Here is a 22,650-nt window from a genome sequence, read left to right on the forward strand (position 1 = left end):
TTTCATTAGGCTGACATGTCCCCAAAATGGTTGGTCGCATTCCCCTACCAATGAAAGAACACGTTTCGGTCTCAGACCACCGCAAAAAAATTCAACTTATTATAAAAGAAGTCCGCAGTTGCATGTTAGAAACTTAAGAAAACAGAGGAAGGATTGATTTATATGGAGAAAGTTACACCATTTTTAATGTTCCAAGATGGCAATGCAGAAGAAGCAATGAATTATTACACATCACTTATTGAGGACTCGGCAATTACAAGCATCACCCGCTACGGAGCGAATGAAGCCGGGGATGAAGGAACGGTGATGCATGCGACCTTTTCTTTGAAGGGGCAGGAATTTATGTGCATCGACAGTAATTTAAAACATGAATTCTCCTTCACTCCTTCGTTTTCAATCTACCTCACTTGCACTTCGGAAAAGGAGCTGGACGATCTTTACGGGAAACTGATCCAGGATGGACAAGCTCTTATGCCGCTGGATGACTATGGTTTCAGCAAGAAGTTTGGCTGGCTAAATGATCGGTACGGTATTTCCTGGCAATTAAATCTTCCGTAATAAATAAAGGAGGCTCCAGAATCAACTGGAGTCTCCTTTTCTTACAATATATACTTATCGATTTTCAATACAAGCTCGGCAATTTCCGGCTTGCTCACTTGATCGTCCGCCCCGACGCTCAATCCTTTATGCTTAAGATCGTCCGTGATTAGCGAAGAGAAAATGATGACCGGCAATCCAGCAAGCTTCGGATTCTCGCGAATTCGTCTCGTAAAGTGATGGCCGTCCATTTGCGGCATCTCGATATCCGTGATGACGAGCTGGACTTCTTTTTTCACGTCGATGCCTTGTTCTACAATGCTTTCCAAATAATCGAAAGCATCTTTACCGTTCTCATAAAAGTCCAAGTTGCCATAGCCTGCTTCTTGCAACGTATCATTCAATAATTTACGCAACAGAGGGGAATCTTCTGCAATCAAAAGACGCTTGTCAGATCGCTCTCGTTTGCCTAACTTCTTCACCTGGTCCACATTTATGCCCGCGTCCGGATTAATATCGAGGATAATCTTTTCGAAATCCAGCAATAACAGCATTTCGCCGTCTAACTTGATGACACCGATGACTTGGGAATTCTCGGCTGCATAGATGCCTGAAGGTTTCTCGATCTGATCCCATGAAATCCGATGAATCTGTGTCACATTGTGTACTTGGAAAACGACGGTCTGTTTATTAAACGAAGCGACGATATATTTTTCATCTGAAGGATTGCTTGAAGGAGCCATCCCTAAAATCTTTTCCATGTTGACGACTGGCAACACTTCGCCGCGTAACTGGACAATTCCCTCCACCGCAAAATGCGCGTGCGGAATCGGGGTGATCGGCAACGGCATAATAATCTCTTTCACTTTGATAACGTTGATACCGTAACGGTTGCCTCCCATTTCAAACCCGACAATCTCCAGCTCATTTGTACCACTTTCCAATAAAATCCCTGAATCGTTCGCCAACTTCTTCCACCCTCTCAGACGATTTGTCTATCTATTTATCAAAAATTCACAGTATCGTATTCATTTTGGTGCCATAGGACTACTATACCATATGGATCACCTATCAATCTATGACAATACGAAGAAATATAGTAGCCCCTTTTATTTTGAAGGCTGCTTACCGAGTTGCATTACTCGTTGGCGCTCATCCGATTTATCAACCCACTTCACCAACTGGTCGACAGCCATCGGTCTCGCGAAGTAATACCCTTGGAAAATCAAGTCCGGCTGAAGATCAAGCAAGAACTCCACTTGCTCTAAGGTTTCTACTCCCTCGATGACGATTTTCAGATCCATGGATTGCCCGATGTTCAGGATGGCATTGAGCACGGCGCATTCTTTTGGCGACGCAGGAACTACATCCGTGAACGACTTATCGATTTTCAATGTCGTGATCGGCAATTGCTGCAGATAGGACAGCGAGGAGACACCCGTACCGAAATCATCCAGCGCTACCGCGAAACCATAGCGCTTAAACCTCTTCAATGCGGTCATGGCAAGCGTGATCGATTTCGCCGTACTCGTCTCCGTGATTTCCAGCTCAATCCGGCTTGGCTCGATACGGAATGCGTCCGTCTCTTTCCATAACACGTCCAATAAATGCGGCTCCGTTACGTATTCGCCCGGAATATTGATGGCGACTTGTGGAATATGCACACCTTGCGCGTCCCAGTCGTGAATCTGCCTGCAAACTTTATGGATGATCCAGTCGGTCACTTCCCCCATCCGTCCATCTGATTCTAAAAATGGTACGAATACAGCGGGCGATATCGGTCCGAGTTCAGGGTGATCCCATCGCAGCAGAGCTTCTACTCCGACAAATTCAGTAGTGGCGCCCTTCACTTTCGGCTGATACACAAGATGAAGATGCTCTTCCTCCATCGCTTTCGAAATATCCCGCAACACTTCTTGCTCATAGGACGTTCCATAAATAGCCGGGTCAAACGTAACCAAGCCCCACTCACGAGAAAGAGTCGCTTGATCGACGACCATCAGCGCTTCTTGGTACAATTGCTTTTTCGTTTTCCGCTGATCCGCTTTCGCTAATGCACACGTATAGCGCATCTCCTGTCGTTTGATCGGCAGCAATTGGTCAATCTCTCGTTGAAGAATGACCAGATTTTTATAGAAATCCGCCGAACGTCCGGATTGATTGACGCAGAATAAATATCGATTTCCACTTACCCGATATAATTGCGCGAACTTTGGCTTCCATTTCGACAATAGTTCGCCGATTTGCTGCAAGATCTTGTCGCCAGCCTCATAACTATATAACTGATTGACACGCTGCAAATCAGGGAAATTCCAGACCGCCACATCTCCTGCCGCTACATCATCCGTCAGTTCACGTTCCCAATTCCGTCGATTGGGCAGCTTCGTCAATACATCAAAATACTTCAGCCAATAGTCCAAATAGCCGTCAATATAGGTTGTCAATAACATGACGACCAGCAATACACCGACACCCACGCCAATAACCGAATTCAATAAAAGCATATGATTGACTGCTTGATCCATGAATGGCTGCCCGTTTTTTATATAATAGCGAGTCCCGAGCAAACCTAAATAATGCATGGCGGCTGGTGCCAACGTCAAACATAGTATGGCAATCCATTTTCCAGCAGTCGTGTTTTTCGGATTACCGATGAGCCGGAAGGTGATGTAAGAAAACAGGCCGACAATCACGTTCGCCACCAGAAGCAGTTGCCAGTCATGTTGGACCACAGCCTCGACTTCCATTGATTGCATACCCAGCACATGCATGGCCGTCATGCCTTCTGCGAACAGCACAGCCGCAATCGTATATTTCCAATTAGGTTTCATGGGGCCTTGAATAAGTTGGAATGCCAGGAAAGAAGCAATGATGGCCGGCAACATGGATAGAAAACTGGTCATGTAATTGACATGCATATCCAGCGGGAGCGATAAGGAGTTCATCGATACAAAATGAGTTGCCCAAATCCCAAAACCCATGGCCAACGAAGCCAGGATAAGCCAGATTTCTCGCTTAAAGAAGCTCGGTTTCTGCATCCGGTCATAAAGCGACAACGTGGTGTAGGATGTGAAGCCTATGACAAGTAGAGACAATAAAAGTATACCGATTGAATAGGTGCTCGGGATTTCAACATATTGTTGGTAGTCTGGTGGAGTAAACATATTGCCTCGCCTCCTTAGCCTATGACAAAAGGGGAAATTTTACTTCTTGATGATTCTAAATGCTCATTCTCGTATAATGCCTATAAATCTAGTTAGTATTTATTATTTACTATATTCCTATTCTAGTCAACGACTTTTAGAGGGGTTTGTGTTGAAAAACCGCAAAACGAATAGAATAATGAATCTTATGGTGGACGAAAGCTGTCTAAGCATGACATCCTTCTCTTTCGCTATGGTAGAACATAGGGAATAGTGAAAGAATAGGAGAAGATAAAATGCCGGTCTATAATAAATTGGTGCGTGATCTGATTCCACAGATCATCGAACAGGATGGTAAGACGTGCAAGACATATATATTGAAAGTTGATCCTTATATAACAGAAGTGAACCGTAAGATGCACGAGGGGTGGCAGAGTATGAAGATACCTACAATGCAAAAGATCCAATCGAGGAACTGGCCTATTTTCTGGAATTAATTCAGACCGAGACAGCAGTGATTGATTTGCTGGAAGCGATGAAGCAGAATGAACCGATCCAGCAGCGGCTGGCGGATGCTTATTTCGGATTGAAAGTGGAGCTGGGTTATCGACCGACGTATTTGGAATTTCATTTGAAGGCGACAGAGGATTCGAGAGCCATCCAGCAGAAATTCAAGACCTACCCGCATGCCGACGAATTAGATGCATTGAAACAGGAAGTGCTTGATCGGTATAAGGATTGATTGATTGATTGATTGAAGTGAATCGGACGCTCATGCATAAGAACTATAAGACGGTCGTGCTGAAGTATATGTTTTTGAGGAGCCCTGGTGAATGGTATAAGTCTGTGACGGCTATGGAAGCAGCCCTGTTTTTTCATGCGTATTTAATGGAGAAGCCTTATGGGAGAGATGCGGATTTGGCGGATCAGCGCGGGAAGTCGTTACATGTGTATGATGAGATGAAAGTTGCGAGATTGATTGCGGAGATGCCGATGACGAAGTGGAGGGTTCTTCGAAGGGGAAGATTACTTTTGAGGTTGGGGAATTTTATTTAGTTGGATGCAAGAGATTTGTCAGTATCAGTTGCATTGGTATTTTGAGAGGAATACTAAAACAACATATTAAGAATGCATGAGGACTTACATTATACCGTACCAATTGTTATTAGATATTAAATACGGCACAACTAGCAGATATCTAATTGTGCCGTTTAATTGATAAAAGAAAAAACTTCATTTACTTATGATACGGTTCAACGTACTATAAATAAAACCTTCCTTTTTACTACTCCATCAAATAATGATACAACTTCCCCTTTACAGCATGCTCCATCACCATGTTCATATGCACAACAGGAAGGTCCTTCCCATTTTTATCGACCATCCTGTCTTCTTCAACTGACAACTTGTCAGGGAATCCTTTTCCTAGATAATAAAAGTCCGTCTCTTCCTTGCTTTTCTGTATAAAAATATGGATATCAAGGTCATTATCAGCTGAATGTATAATTTCTTGAACTTCCTTAGATCCAAGCTTCCTATTATTTTTAGAGTACCATTTAAAAAGAGCTGGATTTATAAATTCATCCCCATAATTTATACTTGATTCAACGTTTTCCTCTTTTTCATATGTAACAAAAATAGGACAGGAGCCGTACTTTGACCTATAACCATATACTGTTGAGCTTTCATCTTTACTCCAATTCAACAATTTACATGCGTCTTTTCTTGAATATTTTTCGTATAACGTAAGTGGCTGGTCACATTGATACTTTTCCGCTTTCCTATTTGCGCTGTCTATGACATCTTTAATCAGTTTTGTGAAATATGGATTGTTCGCCAAGCTTTCTTGTATAGATGTATTGAGCTGATAGTCGCCCTCCCCATTCAATTCCACAATTGGCTTGTCCCCATATTTCTTTTTATAACTCTGTGTAAAAAACGATAGATCCAAAATTCGATTTACTGAATTAAGGGTTGCCTCATCAGTCCGACAACCATCGGCTTCTAACTGAGCCAGATACTCTTGATGCGAAAGTACACCCTTTTTTAATAACATTTCGACCAAAATAATTTCATGCTTACGTTTCCCATTCAATACTTCCGTTGAAAACATTGTCAGTACTTTATCTTCATATACACTTATTGCCGGAACTTCTTCATTCATTTTCAGTAAAAACTGATAGTAGTTCACATACTTATCTGTAATAACGGTCGGATCAATGGAGTGATGCACGACAAAATCATGTAAGTATGGGATTCTACCAATCCTTTTCTTCAATTCCTTATATGCGTCCCTTAATATCTTTAATGCCGTTAAGTTGCTTTGATTGATGGAACTAAAGATTTTTTTCTTGGCGATTTCTTCAAAATTAATCGTTGAAACACCCTTTAAATAGCTCGTATCTTTCGTATATCGGCGTATAGTATCTTTATTCAGGGACTGATCGCCCGACAAAGCCACGGGAATGAGGTAGTTGTTTTTATAATTGCCGATAAAATCAATGATTGTGACATAACTCTTTGACTCGTGCTTACGCAGCCCTCTTCCAAGCTGTTGGATAAAGATAATACTCGACTGCGTTTGTCTCAGCATAACGACCTGATTGATGCACGGAATATCGATTCCTTCATTAAAAATATCCACGGTAAAAATATAATCAAGAAAACCATTTTCCAATAGACTTATTTGGCGCTCTCTTTCCTCTGGAGAATGGTCCCCCAGCAAAGCCACAGTTCGTAATCCCTTCTCATTCAACGCTTGCGATAACTGTACTGCTTCATTTTTTCGACTGCAGAACATTAACCCTTTAACACTCTCACCCGAAAATCCATAGTAATTTATTTTTTCTAGGATATGATTGACCCTTTCTTCTGTAACAAGCTTGGATAATAGTGTTGCGTCATCAATTTCCTCTCCATTATGTTCAAAGTCTGTCACACCAAAGTAATGAAATGGGCAAAGCATATCCTCTTCAAGGGCTTCCTGTAATCGAATTTCATATGCAATATTGTAATCGAACAGTTCATATATATTAAAGTCGTCTGTCCGTTCCGGGGTCGCTGTCATTCCCATTAGGAATTTTGGCTTAAAATAATCAATGACTCTTTGATAAGATGTTGCGCCTGCCTTATGTACTTCATCTATCAATATATAGTCAAAATCTGCCGGATCGAATTGGCTAAGGTTCTCTTGCTTTGAAAGGGTTTGGATACTAGCAAATAGGTATTTTTTGTCTACTTGTTTACTTTCACCTACATATAGTCCAAAGTCCTCACTGATCCCCCCAAGAATTCTCTGAAAGTCATTTTTCGCCTTGTTTAAAATTTGTTCTCGGTGAACAATAAACAACATGCGCTTAGGTGCAAAGTTCCTTACATCAAATGCTGATAAGTAGGTTTTCCCCGTGCCTGTTGCAGAAATAACAAGCCCCTTATCTTTTCCTTCATCACGAAGTGACTGAATTTGTAACAATGCTGCTTGTTGCATAGTGTTCGGGACTATTTTTAAAGACTCTTCGATTGCGTTAGGTGTATACTGCTCTGGCATATCAATTACTTGCCCAGCTATCGTTTTATCCGCATTCTCATTGTACTTTGCTTCATAACTTTCAATCCATTTTTCAGTGAGTAATTCCGAGCCAGCCCATACATCCTCAAATTGATTTTTAAAGTGATGAACAATATCGCCATTTTCATGAGATGTTAATTTCACATTCCATTCGTAATTTACCTTTAGTGCATGCGCAGTTAAATTAGAACTCCCTACAATCAATGAATAATGAGTACTATGTTTAAATATGTATCCTTTCGAATGAAATCCTTTTAAGGTGGTTAAGCGTACTTCAATATTCGTTAATTTCATAAGTTCTTTAAATACTTTAGGTTGATTAAAATATAAATAAGTGGAGGTTAATATCCTCCCAGTAACACCCTTTTTTTCAAGATCGAAAAACAAGGACTTTAGTGTAGCTAGTCCACTCTCCGTTATAAATGCAACTGAAAAAAGGAAATCCTCACTAGTTGCGAGTTCTTCTTGTATTGTGTTTAATACATAATTATTTTTCTTTTCATTGTTAATGAGAAGTTCTGGTTTAAAGCGTCCAAAATTACTCTGATCTTTATCTATGAACCCCTTATGTAAGGATGTTGTTAAGTTACGAATAAAGTCTTCCATATGAACATCACGTCACTTTTCACTAATATTTATTCAGTTTATAATTTGATAACTTTTCAATCGCAGGAATATCTGCTGGCGCCCAGTTAAGCGATGGCAATTCTTGTCTAGTCATCCACTTTAGCTCTGCATGTTCGGAGACTACGGGTAATCCAGAAACAATCTTTGCCATAAACGTCTCCAATCTTACGATGACTTTTTCGTATTCATACGTGGTATCATCTATATGCTCGTAAACTTCTATTGTACAACCCAACTCTTCTTGAATTTCTCGTTTTAGTGCTTCTTCCTTTGATTCACCTTGCTCAATTTTGCCTCCTGGAAACTCCCAGTAGTTTGGTAATGTCATTTCTGGTCCTCGCAGTGCACAAAGGATTTCTTTTTGTTCATTTTCAATAATTGCTCCTACAACATGTATCTTCTTTTTAATGATTCTCACCTATTCCTTCGTATCGTATTAAATCTTGTTCGAAATTGTCTGTATGCAATATTATCAAACATCCATCTCTATATTTCAAATTGCCAATTCATTTTCTCGCATAATCACTTGCTTCAGACTAACCGCTGCACCCATGACAAACAGGAAATTTCCTACATTTATATTTGTTGAATGAATCATGAAAGTTTACACAAACACATTTTCTTCTTGCACCCTTCCACCTCTATGTTCATCAGGGGTATTTCAATCTAGCGTCACACCAAACCCCTTCACAACATCTTCGCCATCCAAATTGGAAATCGGTTTACCCATTGCATTGCTAATTAAATCGAGCAATGACTTCGCCCTTTTTATAAAAAATTCATCAAAATCGTCTTTTTTCAGATCTTCAACGCTCATTAAATGGGATGCCAGATAATTGTTCAGATCTGTTTCCGTCGCCTGTTTCTCCTTTATGATCTTCCCTATATACTTACTTGGAGCGGATCCTCCTATGCTACGATTCGTCTTCGCAAATAAAGGAGTTTTGTTCACGATAGAGTTCCATTTCCTTTTTTCCAACCCATGCTCTTCGCAGAATTTCCGAGGGAAGATGTGATGGATATCCGTTCCTTCATCCAAAAATTTTGTGAAGTCCATCGCACTGCCCGTGATAAAATCCAAGCACCCTTCTTTGAGAATCAACGCCATGATGCCTTTGTAGGCTGCACTTAAACGGGATTGCAAAGATAGTAATCTCGTTGGTTGGAAATAGGCGCGTTGAATAGTATCAGGCTCTTTTCCTCCCGCAATCCAATCCATCATTCCCAAAACATCCGTAGCAAACCGAGTTTCATTTGCACCGCCATACATTTCACCAAATACCCCGCACCAATACCAACTGGAGATCTTCTGTTTTACTGCGCTATCATGTGCCTTACCCTTCAAGATGGTAAACATGACTGACAATGGAATCAACTGAGTGCTGTACGGCAAGTCTCGCGCAGTAAAAATACGTTGTTCCTTCATGAATTTAGCAGCCTGAATAAAACCCTCCAATAGCTCGTCGGCATGTTTCACATAGATATCCAACGTCAGTTTCAAAACATCTCGTTTTTTACAACTGATTGCTTCCCCGCCATTTTTCTTTACATAATAACGTTCCAATAATGTAATGGCCGTCAAAAAGTCAGATGATGAAACTATTTTCAACAGGGCTTGGTCTCGATTCGCAAAGGATAAGGCAGACGCATCGACCATCTTTTCCTTTCGTTTTTCCCAGTCTTTGCGGAGCTCAAAATTATCTGCAGCGAACGTCGCTGTCACCAGTTCAAATACTGTCAGTGAAACACCACCCGTATTTACATTTTCGAAAACTTGGCATACCGCGTCTTTAGGGGTATTTTTCCCCAATGTAATTACAGGCACTTTATACGTTTGGATTGGGACGATTACTTCTTTATTGAATTCCACGTATTGTTGAAACACGATTGGATCATAGGCGTGGAATTTCTGGTACTCACTCATCCACATCATGCATTCAATCGAATCATAGACAATATTTAATGGGAACATTTTATTGGCGAATTCCTTATCGCGCGTACTTAGATCCAATTCAATATCCCTGCCGAAATTGGTACGGATGATCTTGTCTTCAGGTACCGAGATGACTGCCTCTACCCGATCAGTTGTACTATTCAGGCTCTTTTCGATATCCAAATAGTAATAACGGTAGACCTCCTTGTTTTTCTCAGTACGCGTCTGCACTGGTTTCCTGGAATACAGCGAATTAAAAATAGATGTCATCCGTTGCTGCCCATCCAACACTAAAGTTTCCGGACTATTTATTGCGGTTGCTCCAGTGAAAGGACGATATTTGAAACGTATCTCGCTATTATTACTGAACTCCAAAAACATCAGTGCCCCTACAGGATATGCATTTGAAACACTTGCAATTAATGCCTTTATGCGATGGTTATCCCACACCCATCCGCGTTGGAAATCTGGTAACTGAATTTGTCCATGCTCTATGTTTTTTAAAATATCCGCTATTGCTGTGTCATTTGATTTAAACGTGCTACTCATTATTATCCCCTCTTTATTTACTTATTACTTCAAGAATAACACGTATATGCAGTTTCAATGCCAAAAGAATTCAAAATAATAAGACCTTAACTACTAACCGAATGAAACAGCATAATCACCAAGAAACACGAAAATAATAGGATGGAATTGAAAACACCCAGCCTCCACACAACCCCGAATTCCTTCAGAGTCATGTAAGACCAGGCATTTTTCATCTACATCCATCCTATCACCAAAAATCTCTGCCTTTCCATCCATTTCACCCCACCTGAAACATCACCAGCTCCCCCGCCCTCGCATGCCCGACGTAAGCGGGGAATTCGGCCATGCGTTTCTTCCGTTCGAACAGGAACTCTTCTTTTCCGGTCTCGGCGGAAGCCATCACTCCGCACAGGAGGCGGTCAGCGGGCAGGAGGTCCACGTTGTTCTCGCCGAATTTTTCCCGATGCAGCTGGAATACGTCCATTGCCTGTTCGGCGAAGTAGAAGGCGAACCAGTCTTTCGTTTGGGTTTTGACGGCATACAGTTTGATGCGTCCGGTGCCCAATAGATTGGTTTTGTGCAAGCGGAGGATTTCCGCTTCGTCGGATTGCACCTTTTTTAGTTTTTCCATGTTGTCGTTTGCATCCACTTTGCCGTTTGTCAGCGCCCAATAGATTGAATGCGCGACGAGGCTCATGTCCATTTCCACTGCAAATTCAAAAAGTTCCCCGACTGTGATTTTCATCCTGTTCCGCTCCCTCGCCGGGCAGATCGTTCGATGTCACTCAGCTTGCCCGTCTCTTTAATGTACTTCACGGAAATTCTGCCGGTCGGACCGTTCCGGTGCTTGACGACGTCAATTTCTAGTTCATCTGACGGCATGGTTTCTTTCTTGTAATAGTCTTCCCTATAGAGAAATGCCACCACATCGGCATCCTGTTCGATGTTCCCCGAGTCCCGCAGATCACTCATGAGCGGACGCTTGTCCGGGCGATGTTCCACTGCCCTCGACAGTTGCGACAATACGACCACGGGGCAGTTGAATTCCTTGGCCATATTCTTCAGATCGGCACTGATTTGGCCGATGATTTGGTTTTGGTTGACTGGATTCCCTTCAGGCCGGATGATCTGCAGATAATCAATAAAGATGATCGGGCGTTTGTCCGGGTGTCCTTTGATAATTTTCCTTGCCTTCGCTTTAATTTGGCTAACTTTCAAGGCGCTTCTGTCGTCGATTTGGATATTCAAGTCATCCAGCCTGCTCATGGTGATGCTCCAAGCGTCCTTTTGCTTATCGGTGAATAGGCGGTAAGGATCTCGCATACGCAACCGGCTATAGCCTGCCGTTGCAGCGATCAATCGGTCAATCATGGACTTCTTGCTCATCTCGAGCGAAAAGATGATCGGCAGATGACCGGCCCGGCCTGCACTCAATGCAAAGTGGTTCAGCGTATCTGTTTTCCCCATCGAAGGTCTGGCTGCCACGATGATGAATTCACTGTCTTGAAAGCCGTTCAAAATCTGATCCAAAGCAGCAAGCCCTGTTGCCGTGCCGGTATTTTCATCCATCGGCTTGAATGGCCGTTCAAATTGCGCGACCAACTCATTCCTCAAGGAAGTCTCCACACCCGCCGTGTTCTCATCCTGCAGGGCATCGAATGAATGCTGGATTTCGGAAAGGGACCAGTTATCTTGTTGGGCCAGCTGCAGCAGTCTCGTTTTCTCGGCTTCTTTCCATTTGCCGATGAGGATTTCCTTGTATTCATCAAAGCGTGCAGGATGGGCGAAGCTTTTAAGTTCCGCCAGATAATTCGCTCCGCCGAGACTTGCCGGTTCCCGGATCGTCAAGAGGGTGATGTAGTCGGCCGCTCGATTCGCACCGGCCAGTTCACGCATCGCACTGTAGATCGTCCCGTGGATATGGGACTCAAAGAACTCTGCCTTAAGACCGCTGTCCATGATTAAGTGGTTCTCTGTCAACATGCTGCCAAGCAGACTCTTCTCAGCTAAAACTTGACTCATTTATTCCTCCCCCTTAGTGAAATCCAGCTCGAAAGGCTGGAATGGCTGTACCTGACTTTTCACCGGCTCGCCTTCATTCAAATAGTTCTCAAAGTTGCTAGCATTGAACAAAGTGGAAGGCCGCAAGTAGTTCCGGAATTTCTGGTCCGGCAGCCACTCGGTTGTTTTTGAGTCGATGACCCGTTTGATGTCTTCCACAGAATAGCCTTCATTCAGCCGGGCATTGACAAGTCTTCTTGTAGAGGATGCATTGGTCTTGAACTGTTTACCGGTTTTCAAGTTGAGGTATTCGACGACCGTCACGATCTCGTCGTGGTGAAGCCCGACAATCTCTTTTTTAAAGTTCTTAAGTTCTTTACTTATTGGTTTGTTCAATTCAGGCAGCTCCTTCTGTCCATCATGGGCAGTTGCAGCTGTCTGTCCCGGGCAGTGGTTCTGTTCTTCGGCAGAGACAAAATCGATGGCGGAATAATTGATGCGGTACCATTTCGTCTGGTCGGCTTTTATCTTGTTGTGTCTGGACGTGGAAATTACATACCCTTGCGCCTCCAGGTTGCCGATGATGCGCCGGATGGTAGTGCGCGACCAGAACCCGAACTCCTCCTCCCAGTCCTCGTACGTTTTATACACCCACTTTTCTCCTTCAAAGACATGGCGTGAGACAAGTGACCGGAAATGCAATTGTTGCAGAAAGACCGCCTCATTCAATCCCACTTGCTTAACAAGCGACGGCAAGATCAGCAAAGGAGCTTCGTTGATCAGTAAATTCATCGCGACATTCCTCCCTGTTAATTTTTGAAAAGGACTTCATTGCCCTTCTGCAAGCTATATAGGGACATTTCGCGAAAAGGATACAGGTGAGGTCAGAATTGTTCTCCGTGTATCCCTTTTTGGTCCCCCGGCTATATAAAGGGCAAAAGGAGTGATGAGTTGGCGAATCATTTAGCAGGCCATACTACATTCACGAGTCGGCAGGAGTTGGATTCGGCCGTCCGCCGGCATCTGAAAGGGAAACGGCACAAGACGAACCGCACGGACCGGACGGTATTCGAATTGATCCATTCACATTCCGGTCCATTTTTGGTGGCACAATTGACGCAAAAGCAGATGGAAGACGAATTGGACGTATCCAATTCCACCATTCGGCGGACAATCCGAAAGCTGATTAAACTGGAGATGATCCGGCGGGTAGCATTTATCGAACCAGAAACGCAAGGCCCCGGGGCCAATATCTATGTGATTCTGCCGGCAGGAGCATGGAATGATGTGGATGCAGATTAAGCCGAAAAGGAGCCGGGAGGACGGCTGAGTCCTTCCGGCTGCAAATTTAATCGTTGCGTGCAGAACGAATGTATTTTTAAGGTAACGGGCATAGGCGAGTCTTTGTGATGGCCTGTCACACAGGTTTGTTTTGTCTTTTTATTGAACGTATGTTCTTGTTGTGTTACAATTAACTGAATAGTTGGTTTATATTGGAGGGGTGAGCAGATATCGGCATTACACACATTAGGGAACATTCTGCAACGTATGCTGTTGATCAAGATGGTTTGTGGAAGAAAGTGATCGGTGATCTATTTGAAGACTTCCTGCTGTTTTTCGAACCGAATCTGCATGCGCATATCGATTTTTCAAAAGCACCTGACTTTCTTCAGCAAGAGCTTTTTCAATTAGTCAATGATAAGAAAAAAGGTCGCGGGGTAGCCGATCAGATTGTGAAAGTGCAATTGAAAGAAGGTAGGGAACAATGGATTCTCATCCATGTGGAAGTCCAAGGCACCGATCATGCGGACTTTTCTGCCCGCATGTTTCAGTACTTCTACCGGATCTATGACCGTTATCGCGAAAAGATCATTGCACTCGCCATTATGACATCTCCACACGAAAGCAAAGCCCCAGTCGATTTCCGATACCAATATTTTGGCACGACGCTGCATTATGCGTATACTAATCGTAAACTCCTCGACTATCCCGTTGAGGAACTGCAGCAGTCCGACAAGCTGTTCAGTAAGGTCGTATTGGCCGCAAAGTACCTGCATTCAACGAATGACAAAGAGCTGCAGCGCTACCAATTCAAAATGAAACTTATGCGCGAAATCGTTCGAAATGAGAAATACCCGCGTACAGCAGTTCAAGCCGTGTTTCACTTCATTGACTACCTGTTGAAATTGCCAAAGGACCTGGAACAAAAACTTTCGGAAGTTATGTATCCCATCTTAGGAGAGGAGAAAAAGCTGATGGAACTTTATAATAAGGAGAACGCGTCGCCCACAATCGCAAATGCTTTTGAAATGGAACGAGTGGAAGGTAAGACGGAAGGCAGAATCGAAGAGCGTTTGCGTCTTGTCCAAAATATGTTGAAAAAGGATTTGTCCCTTGAAGAAATTGCGGATTTGGCGGGGCTTTCTGAGGATGAGGTTTTGGCAATCCGTAATGAACTGCTTCAGTAGGGTGCAGCGTATCGATGGCGCGCGAAACGACTTTGACTCAATTTGGAATCGTTCACTAATTGCTTCGCGCGCCAATTAACTATTTAATTGAAGCCAATTGCAGATAAAAGAATGGTTTTATTATAGCAAAGCAAATCTATTTCAAACAGTTGTCAATCTGATTGTTTCAATTGTATCCTGGCCTAATACAACATACTAAGGATGCAATGGACACCATCCGCGTCCACGTGGAAATTCATTAGAAACGATGCTCCGTCCGATAAGTCAATCAGTTCCTATTGGCTATTAAATTCAAGATTATTACTAAGACGTTGACCCGCCAAAAATTCAATCTTCATATGAAATCCCATACTTTTTTATTTTCTTCACAACTGCGGATTGGCTAATGCCCAGCACCTGAGCCAATTTTCGCGTAGTTCGGTATGTCTGTAGTTTTTCCAAAATAATCTTTTTCTCAATTTCCTCTAAAGTCGCTTTCAAAGAATAATGTTCACTTAGATTGGGATGATCGGCAATAAAAGGCAAGCTACTCCAGCTGATTTCGTCATGTTCCGCCGTGACGACAAGCCGCTCAATCATATTCTCCATTTCTCGAATATTTCCTGGCCAATCATATTGATGAAGCAATTCCACCAAACCCGGCTGAAAATGTCGTTCAAGCCCGTATTTTCGATTTGTGCGGTTTAGAAATAAATGAGCTAGCTGCTGTATATCTTCCGGGCGTTCACGCAAAGGCGCAATATGAATCGGGATAATATTTAGGCGATAGTATAAATCTTCCCGAAATGCTTCTTTTTCAATGAGTTCTTCAAGATTTTTATTTGTGGCAGATACAATGCGAACATCAATTTTAATATCTTTTGTTCCACCTATACGCCGAATTTCAAATTCTTGCAGAACCCGTAATAGCTTAACTTGTAAATCCATCGGCATATCACCGATTTCATCCAAAAACAATGTGCCACCGTTTGCCACTTCAAAAAGGCCGGCTTTCCCCTGCTGATTGGCACCTGTAAAAGCTCCTTTTTCGTATCCAAACAACTCAGATTCCAGTAAGTCGCGGGGAATCGCCGAACAATTGATTTTAATGAATGGATGGCTTGCTCTGGAGCTGTTTTCATGAATGAATTTGACCACAACTTCTTTGCCTACACCTGAATCCCCTAAAATCAGGATCGAAGAATCCACTTTTGCCACTCTGGCTGCCAATTGAATAACTTTTTTCATTTTAGGGCTAGCGGCAATGACATTTTCCGTATGAATCAAAGCAGCAGAATTGGAGAGTAGCGGACTCGTAAGTTGTTCATTTTTGCGGCGCAACGCAATCGAAAGCAATACATCTAGTTTCAAATTGTTCAACTCAGAAATATCACGTACATTTAAGATGATATATTTCAGATGACCGTTTTCATCCATTACAGGATTTCCTGTTGCTAAAATTTCGACACCACGTACGCTAATCACTTCGGTGACAGTTTTTTTTGTTTTAATTATGATCTCTGTGATAGATTTTGAGATATATCCTTTTTGGAGTGCTTGCTTGGCTGTTTCTCCAATAAACTCCTCTGCTGAAAAACCAGTGATGCGCTGTGCAGCTTTATTAATTTCAAGGCCCTCGCCTTGTGGATTAAACACACATATACCATCAAAGCTATTTTGAAATGCTTGTTTATAAATGTCTGCCACCATTTCACCCCATTTAATTCGATTGAGTTGCTTTCGAATCAAAGCTTTCATTCTATATTATCTCAAAAGTCTAATAATTAAAACAGAAAAGCAGAATTCTCCGAAGAGATATTCTGCTTTTCTATATTTTATATACGTTCGAGGATAAGCGCCGTCCCCACACCACCGCCGCCGCTAATGGCAACCAGTCCACGTTTTTTTTCGGTTCTTTCCAATTCGTCTAAAATCGTAGCAATCAACATGCCACCCGTACCCCCAAGTGCATGGCCCATTGAGATAGCGCCGCCATTGACATTTACCTTTGAAGGATCGATTTTTTCATCTTGGATAAATTTTAAGACCGTCGCTGCAAACGCCTCATTATACTCAATTAAATCGATATCATTAAAATTCAAATTGGTCTGATCAAGCACTTTTTTGCAGGCTGCTTGACCGCCTGTCAGCAAATACGGACTAGCCGAAGTATTTGCGATGCCAAGAATTTTTGCACGCGGCTTCACGTTCAATGCCTTTGCAGATTGTTTATTACCGATGACTACTAACGACGCCCCATCCGCTAACGAAGGAGAATTTCCCGGATGATGCAGATGCTCAATTTTCCCGAGAGTAGGAAATGCCTCGTAAATTTTATCCTCCGCTTCACCTACCCCATATTTAATGAAGGAAGGCGTGAGTGCAGCCAAACTTTCTACTGTGCTGTTTTCTCGAATTAATTCATCTTTGTCGAGTAAAAGATTACGATTCTCATCATAAATCGGAATGATCGACGAGGCTAAATAACCGTTGTCTCTGGCATATGCTGCACGTTTTTGGGATTCCACTGCATATTCGTCCAATTCCCTTCTTGAAAACCCTTCTAACGCCGCGATAACGTCAGCGGAAACACCCATTTGTACGAATCCAGTTTTTTTACTGACCTCCCGATCTGCATACCATGCACCTTTATCGGAAAACATGGGTACCCGGGAAACGGACTCCACACCTCCTGCCAACACAACATTTTCAAATCCCACCTGTACTTTTGCGGCTGCTAAACCGACAGCATCTAAACCTGATGCACAAAAGCGGTTAATTGTTACACCACTCACTGTTTCCGGGAGCCCTGCATAGATTGCAGCGATTTTGGCCAAATTCCCTCCTTGATCTTTTACCTGTGTCACACATCCGAGAACAAAATCCTCAATCAACGCTTTATTGAATGAATGTCGTTCCTCCAGTGCATGTAACAAAGCGGAAATAAGCTGTATTGGCTGGACAGATGCTAAAGAACCGGATACTTTACCTGCTCCTCTGGGTGTGCGGATTGCTTCATAAATGTATGCATCCATGATACCTTCTCACTCCTTTTACCGGTCATACCTCTAATTTTACGTCTTCTGGTGAATTTAGGACCTGCTGTTTCAAATGATACTTCAGTATTTTGCCGACAGGATTACGAGGCAGCTCGTCGAGAAAGTACACGTATTCAGGTATTTTATATATCGCATAATCATGATCTTTGAAGTACTGTATTATTTCTTCTATTGTCAGCAAACTACCAGGATCTTTTAAAACGATACAAGCGCAGGCTTTTTCACCCATACGTTTATCAGGAAGACCGACAATCGAAACTTCCGCCACCTTGGGATGTGTTTGAAGTAAATATTCTACTTCTGCAGGGCTGATATTGACACCGCCACGGATGATGATTTCCTTTGTTCTGCCGACAAAGCGATAAAATTTCTGCTCTCCTTCTTTTTCAATGATTTCAAATAGATCACCTGTGCGGAAGTAACCTTCTTCATCAAAAAATTCATTTTGGGCATCTTCTTGTCCCCAATAGCCTGGAAATACGCTGGCCCCTTTAATACGCATTTCACCAGGTATACCACTTTCCGTTATGACGGATCCAGTTTTCACATCTACCAGCTTGCTTTCGAAGTAATGAGCAATTCTGGTCGTCCATTCCAGCCCTTTTACTCCTAGACGCGGAAAGTAATTGGCACGCTGTTCCGGATCGGGAATATCACGCGGATCACTTATAAATGTCGCCCCTTCATTTGAACCGAAATAATTAATGATGGAGATATCAAATTTATCTTGCCACCCTTTTACCATCCAGGGAGATAGCGGAGTAGAACCGGATCCGATTGCCCGCAGCGATGAAAAGTCTGCATTTTTTAGGATTTCTTCATTATTCAGCATTGCATTCAGCAAAGCCGGCGGGGCCAATGTATAGGTAGCACGGGCTGAAGCAATTTGGCGCAAAAATGTCGGAAGATCGAAAGGATGGTGCATGATCAAAGTGCAGTTTGTAAGTAACCAAGGGACGAACATACCCGCAATCCCTGCCATGTTAACCATCGGGAATGTATTCAGTAAAACCTCTTCTTCTGTAAATGCTGCCGCATCGACAGACGCATACGAAGAGATGATCCACTCATTATGTGTACGCGGGACGCCTTTAGGTGTTCCTTCAGTCCCGGATGTCCAGCAAATTGTAAACACATCATTCGCTGTGTTTTTTGTAGCAGTACAGATTTCTTCTGCTTTTTGACGATCTTTTTCAGACATGTTGAGATTATTTAAAGAGATTACACCTTCCGGCACATTGTCTCCCCAAGCAAAAATATGTTCCAATGAAGAAACTTCTGGTTTTACCTCTACAAAGTCCTGGGCGGCATGATGCTTTAAAATATTCGTCATAGTAATTATGGCTTTTGCTTCTGTAAAATTTAAAAGTGTTCTGTATTCATGTTTCCTATACTGAACAGGAAAGGGTGTCGCGATGGCACCGATTCGAAGGATTGCTAAATATGTCAGGAGCATTTCAACCGTGTTTGGCAGCTGAATTCCAATAATGTCGTCTTTTCGAATACCGTTCTTCAGCAAGTAAATCGATAGGGTTTCAACTCGTTCCAACAATTCTTCATACGTGTACTGCTGCGGAACTCCTGAGCAGATGGCTTCCCTATTTAATGGATCGGCTGCGGCTAGGGATTCCGGTTTGTTTTTGACGTTCCTCAAAAATAATTCATATAATGTTTCCGTTCCCCAAAATCCTTTTGCTGTATACTCATCAATCTTTTTTTGATCTGCCAATATCATATTCCCGCCCCCTCATTTTTAAAAGCTTGATGCATTCATTGTACGGTTTACGCTTCGGAACCGAAGAAATTCTCCCCTGAAATCCAAGTCGCATGGAAACCCATCGGCACACGGTGCGGCAGTGCAATTCTGGCAACCGGACCCAAATCAAACTGCTGAGCATCTAAAATTACCAGCTCGGATTTATTCGTAACCTCATTATGTGTATAACAAACCACATAGCCTTCATCCTCCGACTGGGCCTGTTTCTTAGGCGCAAACGCAGCTTCGGAACCAAAAAAATGCTCATCAAACAGATACTTTTGGGATTGGCCGGTCCATGTGTCGTACTTCACTAATCCCGTAAATTTTAATGTATGGGAAGAATCGATATGCACGTTGTAAGAATAACGACCTTTGCGCCCCATATAGTGCAGATTGATGGCAGGGAATTCCGTATTCAAATCATCCAATTCGCCTTCTTTTACAGCACCTGTCTTGAGATTTAAGCGCCAGTAATGGAGCTTTGCATTCAATTGTAAGAACTGCATCATTCTTTCAATGTCACTCTCAGTAGAGCGTTTGGGCGGCTCAGGCTGATCAACACGACAGCCGACAAGTACAATTTCATCGCCATCTTCCCATGCGTTGATAGAATGGTAGATATAGCAAGGATCTGCCTCAAACCAGCGAATTTCATTGGAATTCCCATGACGTGGAATCACACCGAAACGGCTTGGGATATTCTGATGAAATTCCACTTTATAGCGCCCCTTTTTCAATGCTTCCGTATTCGCAAAGAGTGGCAAATCCATTAGAATTGAATACTTCTCAGTTATCCACATATCGTGCGGGTTACGCGGACCAGGTAAATCGATTGGTACGCTATGCACATCCTTTCCGTCTGCCGAAACCACTCCGTACATCATATAAGGATATGAATTTCCATAATCGAAGAAAATGAATTCTCCTGTATTCTCATCTACTTTGGAATGTGCGGAAACATGTACTTTTAATTGGTCATTAAAGTTTTCCACACCTATCGTTTTCAGCGTTTTTGCATCTATTCGATAAGGTTCCCCCGACTTATACCAAAGACTTAAGAGATTATTATTGTGGTAGACAACATCTGTATTGGATGTGTTTTTCAATGGTTCAAATTTGGGATTTCCCGCTATATTATCTCTGAGACCAACCCATTCAGATTGCTTTGTTTTGTCTTCATACTCATAGCCTTTTGTATGAACATATCGGTTTCTGTAACTGACTTTCCCATCTTTAAAATAGACTGCGTGCAGCATACCGTCTCCGTCAAACCAATGATGACGGCCTGTTGGTTCATACTTTGGATTCGGACCGTTGCGAACATACACACCGCTGAAATCAGAAGGAATTTCTCCTTCAATGACCGGCAGTTCTTCGACGAAAAGCTCTTCTTCTGTAGGTGAATATAAAGGATCTTGTAAATAGGGATTTATTTCAGTTTGCATTTTAGTCATTTGATTTCCTCCTTGTGCATGTTCCAATAGTTTATTTGACTTAAACGCATTTGCGCTTTTTCATATTGTTCTACAAGCCCCGAAATAATGTCTGCAGCCGGTTGAATGTTTGTTACCGATTCTACGCCGTGTCCTGCTGACCAAATATTTTTCCATGCTTTTGTACCGGCTTGAGGATCACTGAAATTAATCGTCGTTTTCGGCTTTAACTTTTTCGGATCGAGTCCCGCTTTTTCAATACTGGGACGAAGCATATTTGCATGAACGCCTGTAAATGCATCCGTCATGACGATATCATCGAATTCCGCATCTACGACCATTTCTTTATATTCCACTTGCGCCATACTTTCTGATGTGGAAATGAATGAGGTTCCCATATAAGCTAAATCTGCACCAAGTGATTGGGCAGCAAGAATTCCGTTTCCTGTAGAAATCCCGCCCGCCAATATAATTAGGCCATCAAAGAATTGCCGAACCGCTTCCACGAATGCAAAGCTGTTCATATTCCCTGTATGTCCTCCAGCGCCCGAACTCACGAGGATCAGCCCATCAACCCCTGTCCGAGCAGACTTTTTGGCAAATTTTACCGAATTCACGTCAGCAAATACAAGCCCGCCATAACTATGCACAGCTTCAATGACTGTAGTTGGACTGCCTAACGCCGTAATCACGATTTTCGGCTGATAGCGTAAAATCAATTCCACTTCTTCCTTCAGGCGACTATACGTACGATGGGTAACCATATTAAGTGCCCAAGGAGCCGTTTTTTGACCTGACTTTGCATGCTCTTCTAATGAAGTGGTAATTTGAATCATCCACTCTTCTAATTGTTCAATCGTTCTGGCGTTCGGTGCAGGAAAAGAACCAATGACCCCATTCCTGCAACATGCCGTGACTAGCTCGGGATTAGATACTAGAAACATTGGTGCCGCGATGACTGGCAATACCATTTGGTCTGATAGTGCTTTCAACACATCTTCTTTTTTCCCCATTCATATCCCCTCCAAATAAAGACTCTTTCGAAATTACACTTTCACTAGTGTGCCAGTCTATATTGCAAGTATCATGCCAATTAAAACGATGTATCAGAATCACTGTTAGCAAGGATATTCGATTCCAAAAGTAATCAAAAGACATAAAAGTGAGTAGGATAGTAATCAGAAAATTAAGCCATTCCCATATTTCCCGCGCCAAGCAAGGATATTGAATATGGTATGAAACTTGCATATGTAGTAGGGGAGGAAGGAATTGAATATAGAAAGGTGGAATTGGAAATGTTATTTTATATTCGTGTCTCCGTGCAGCAAAAAGAATTATCAACGGAGGAGTTATGGGCTCTGTGGGAGAAAGAAATTGCCGTCGGGAGTAAAGCACTCCAGGCCGGCAAAATTGTCAGTGCCTATAAAGTGGCAGGCAGCAAAGAAGTCATTTTAATTTACGATGCAGATTCACACGATGAGTTAGATCGAGTATTCACAGCTCAGCTGCCATTGGCTGATTATATAACAGTAGAAGAAATGACACCCGTTCGTCCTTATTTAAATTTTGGAGAAGATGTAACAAAACGTTGGAAAAAATAATGATCTAGGAA

Annotated in this window: 20 protein-coding genes; 6 read left to right on the forward strand and 14 right to left on the reverse strand. The window is 42.5% G+C overall.

The genetic code is table 11. The features are described 5' to 3' along the window. Positions 1-162: 162 nt before the first annotated feature. On the forward strand, positions 163-558 hold the full coding sequence (locus tag B5D59_RS07350) for a VOC family protein (RefSeq protein ID WP_078817467.1): 396 nt from the start codon (positions 163-165) through the stop codon (positions 556-558). A 41-nt stretch (positions 559-599) separates the two neighbouring features. On the opposite strand, the gene B5D59_RS07355 is transcribed toward B5D59_RS07350, so the two are convergent. Then, positions 600-1,505 carry a chemotaxis protein gene (locus B5D59_RS07355; RefSeq protein WP_078817468.1) on the reverse strand — a complete coding sequence of 302 codons (906 nt, stop codon included), beginning with the start codon at positions 1,503-1,505 and terminating at the stop codon, positions 600-602. 141 nt (positions 1,506-1,646) lie between these two features. Further along, on the reverse strand, positions 1,647-3,701 hold the full coding sequence (locus tag B5D59_RS07360; protein ID WP_078817469.1) for a bifunctional diguanylate cyclase/phosphodiesterase: 2,055 nt from the start codon (positions 3,699-3,701) through the stop codon (positions 1,647-1,649). Between the two features lie 406 nt (positions 3,702-4,107). Between B5D59_RS07360 and B5D59_RS07365 the strand changes: the two genes are divergently transcribed. After that, a complete protein-coding gene (locus B5D59_RS07365) occupies positions 4,108-4,422 on the forward strand; it encodes a hypothetical protein (protein ID WP_078817470.1) in 315 nt (104 codons plus the stop codon). 8 nt (positions 4,423-4,430) lie between these two features. After that, on the forward strand, positions 4,431-4,736 hold the full coding sequence (locus B5D59_RS07370; protein WP_078817472.1) for a hypothetical protein: 306 nt from the start codon (positions 4,431-4,433) through the stop codon (positions 4,734-4,736). A 229-nt stretch (positions 4,737-4,965) separates the two neighbouring features. Here the strand turns inward: B5D59_RS07370 and B5D59_RS07375 are convergent, their stop codons facing one another. The 7 genes from B5D59_RS07375 to B5D59_RS07400 all read right to left on the reverse strand — a co-directional run bounded on the left by B5D59_RS07375 (position 4,966) and on the right by B5D59_RS07400 (position 13,132). After that, on the reverse strand, positions 4,966-7,854 hold the full coding sequence (locus tag B5D59_RS07375) for a DEAD/DEAH box helicase (protein WP_078817473.1): 2,889 nt from the start codon (positions 7,852-7,854) through the stop codon (positions 4,966-4,968). Positions 7,855-7,876: 22 nt separating this feature from the next. Then, positions 7,877-8,284, reverse strand: coding sequence for a (deoxy)nucleoside triphosphate pyrophosphohydrolase (locus B5D59_RS07380; RefSeq protein ID WP_078817684.1), 408 nt, complete (start codon positions 8,282-8,284; stop codon positions 7,877-7,879). Between the two features lie 252 nt (positions 8,285-8,536). Beyond that, positions 8,537-10,357: a DUF262 domain-containing protein gene (locus B5D59_RS07385; protein ID WP_078817474.1), complete on the reverse strand. Its 1,821-nt coding sequence runs from the start codon at positions 10,355-10,357 to the stop codon at positions 8,537-8,539. A gap of 93 nt (positions 10,358-10,450) precedes the next feature. Continuing rightward, entirely contained in the window at positions 10,451-10,615 is a 165-nt protein-coding gene (locus tag B5D59_RS18180) for a hypothetical protein (protein ID WP_176132524.1), read from the reverse strand. A gap of 1 nt (position 10,616) precedes the next feature. Continuing rightward, a complete protein-coding gene (locus B5D59_RS07390) occupies positions 10,617-11,084 on the reverse strand; it encodes a hypothetical protein (RefSeq protein ID WP_078817475.1) in 468 nt (155 codons plus the stop codon). After that, positions 11,081-12,361 (reverse strand): replicative DNA helicase, encoded by a 1,281-nt coding sequence (locus B5D59_RS07395; RefSeq protein WP_078817476.1) that lies wholly within the window; start codon positions 12,359-12,361, stop codon positions 11,081-11,083. The genes B5D59_RS07390 and B5D59_RS07395 overlap by 4 nt, the downstream gene beginning before the upstream one ends. Beyond that, complete coding sequence (locus B5D59_RS07400; protein ID WP_078817477.1) at positions 12,362-13,132, reverse strand: conserved phage C-terminal domain-containing protein; 771 nt, start codon at positions 13,130-13,132, stop codon at positions 12,362-12,364. Between the two features lie 159 nt (positions 13,133-13,291). On the opposite strand from B5D59_RS07400, the gene B5D59_RS07405 reads away from it, so the two are divergent. Next, positions 13,292-13,642 carry a hypothetical protein gene (locus tag B5D59_RS07405; RefSeq protein WP_078817478.1) on the forward strand — a complete coding sequence of 117 codons (351 nt, stop codon included), beginning with the start codon at positions 13,292-13,294 and terminating at the stop codon, positions 13,640-13,642. 266 nt (positions 13,643-13,908) lie between these two features. Then, on the forward strand, positions 13,909-14,808 hold the full coding sequence (locus B5D59_RS07410; RefSeq protein WP_139365974.1) for an RpnC/YadD family protein: 900 nt from the start codon (positions 13,909-13,911) through the stop codon (positions 14,806-14,808). A gap of 327 nt (positions 14,809-15,135) precedes the next feature. Here B5D59_RS07410 and B5D59_RS07415 read toward each other — a convergent pair whose 3' ends face one another. The 5 genes from B5D59_RS07415 to B5D59_RS07435 form a co-directional block, all read right to left on the reverse strand. Further along, positions 15,136-16,545: a sigma-54 interaction domain-containing protein gene (locus B5D59_RS07415; RefSeq protein ID WP_078817480.1), complete on the reverse strand. Its 1,410-nt coding sequence runs from the start codon at positions 16,543-16,545 to the stop codon at positions 15,136-15,138. A gap of 77 nt (positions 16,546-16,622) precedes the next feature. After that, positions 16,623-17,822, reverse strand: a complete 1,200-nt coding sequence (locus tag B5D59_RS07420) for an acetyl-CoA C-acyltransferase (RefSeq protein ID WP_217698587.1) — start codon at positions 17,820-17,822, stop codon at positions 16,623-16,625. A gap of 25 nt (positions 17,823-17,847) precedes the next feature. Beyond that, positions 17,848-19,581: a class I adenylate-forming enzyme family protein gene (locus tag B5D59_RS07425; protein ID WP_078817482.1), complete on the reverse strand. Its 1,734-nt coding sequence runs from the start codon at positions 19,579-19,581 to the stop codon at positions 17,848-17,850. A gap of 47 nt (positions 19,582-19,628) precedes the next feature. After that, positions 19,629-21,059, reverse strand: a complete 1,431-nt coding sequence (locus B5D59_RS07430) for a carotenoid oxygenase family protein (protein WP_078817483.1) — start codon at positions 21,057-21,059, stop codon at positions 19,629-19,631. After that, positions 21,056-22,051 (reverse strand): NAD(P)H-dependent flavin oxidoreductase, encoded by a 996-nt coding sequence (locus tag B5D59_RS07435; protein ID WP_078817484.1) that lies wholly within the window; start codon positions 22,049-22,051, stop codon positions 21,056-21,058. The genes B5D59_RS07430 and B5D59_RS07435 overlap by 4 nt, the downstream gene beginning before the upstream one ends. A 222-nt stretch (positions 22,052-22,273) precedes the next feature. Here B5D59_RS07435 and B5D59_RS07440 point away from each other — a divergent pair, with 222 nt between their 5' ends. Then, positions 22,274-22,639 carry a muconolactone Delta-isomerase family protein gene (locus B5D59_RS07440; RefSeq protein WP_217698588.1) on the forward strand — a complete coding sequence of 122 codons (366 nt, stop codon included), beginning with the start codon at positions 22,274-22,276 and terminating at the stop codon, positions 22,637-22,639. Positions 22,640-22,650: the final 11 nt, after the last annotated feature.

It is taken from the genome of Sporosarcina newyorkensis, from assembly GCF_900167515.1.
GTDB classification, from domain to species: Bacteria; Bacillota; Bacilli; order Bacillales_A; family Planococcaceae; genus Sporosarcina; species Sporosarcina newyorkensis.

Bases quoted from the DNA above. Each gene is read 5' to 3' on its own strand.
- B5D59_RS07350 (WP_078817467.1), top strand. From the start codon at position 163: ATGGAGAAAGTTACACCATTTTTAATGTTCCAAGATGGCAATGCAGAA.
- B5D59_RS07360 (WP_078817469.1), bottom strand. From the start codon at position 3,701: ATGTTTACTCCACCAGACTACCAACAATATGTTGAAATCCCGAGCACC.
- B5D59_RS07375 (WP_078817473.1), bottom strand. From the start codon at position 7,854: ATGGAAGACTTTATTCGTAACTTAACAACATCCTTACATAAGGGGTTC.
- B5D59_RS07385 (WP_078817474.1), bottom strand. From the start codon at position 10,357: ATGAGTAGCACGTTTAAATCAAATGACACAGCAATAGCGGATATTTTA.
- B5D59_RS18180 (WP_176132524.1), bottom strand. From the start codon at position 10,615: ATGGATGGAAAGGCAGAGATTTTTGGTGATAGGATGGATGTAGATGAA.
- B5D59_RS07390 (WP_078817475.1), bottom strand. From the start codon at position 11,084: ATGAAAATCACAGTCGGGGAACTTTTTGAATTTGCAGTGGAAATGGAC.
- B5D59_RS07395 (WP_078817476.1), bottom strand. From the start codon at position 12,361: ATGAGTCAAGTTTTAGCTGAGAAGAGTCTGCTTGGCAGCATGTTGACA.
- B5D59_RS07400 (WP_078817477.1), bottom strand. From the start codon at position 13,132: ATGAATTTACTGATCAACGAAGCTCCTTTGCTGATCTTGCCGTCGCTT.
- B5D59_RS07415 (WP_078817480.1), bottom strand. From the start codon at position 16,545: ATGAAAGCTTTGATTCGAAAGCAACTCAATCGAATTAAATGGGGTGAA.
- B5D59_RS07420 (WP_217698587.1), bottom strand. From the start codon at position 17,822: ATGGATGCATACATTTATGAAGCAATCCGCACACCCAGAGGAGCAGGT.
- B5D59_RS07425 (WP_078817482.1), bottom strand. From the start codon at position 19,581: ATGATATTGGCAGATCAAAAAAAGATTGATGAGTATACAGCAAAAGGA.
- B5D59_RS07430 (WP_078817483.1), bottom strand. From the start codon at position 21,059: ATGACTAAAATGCAAACTGAAATAAATCCCTATTTACAAGATCCTTTA.
- B5D59_RS07435 (WP_078817484.1), bottom strand. From the start codon at position 22,051: ATGGGGAAAAAAGAAGATGTGTTGAAAGCACTATCAGACCAAATGGTA.
- B5D59_RS07440 (WP_217698588.1), top strand. From the start codon at position 22,274: ATGAAACTTGCATATGTAGTAGGGGAGGAAGGAATTGAATATAGAAAG.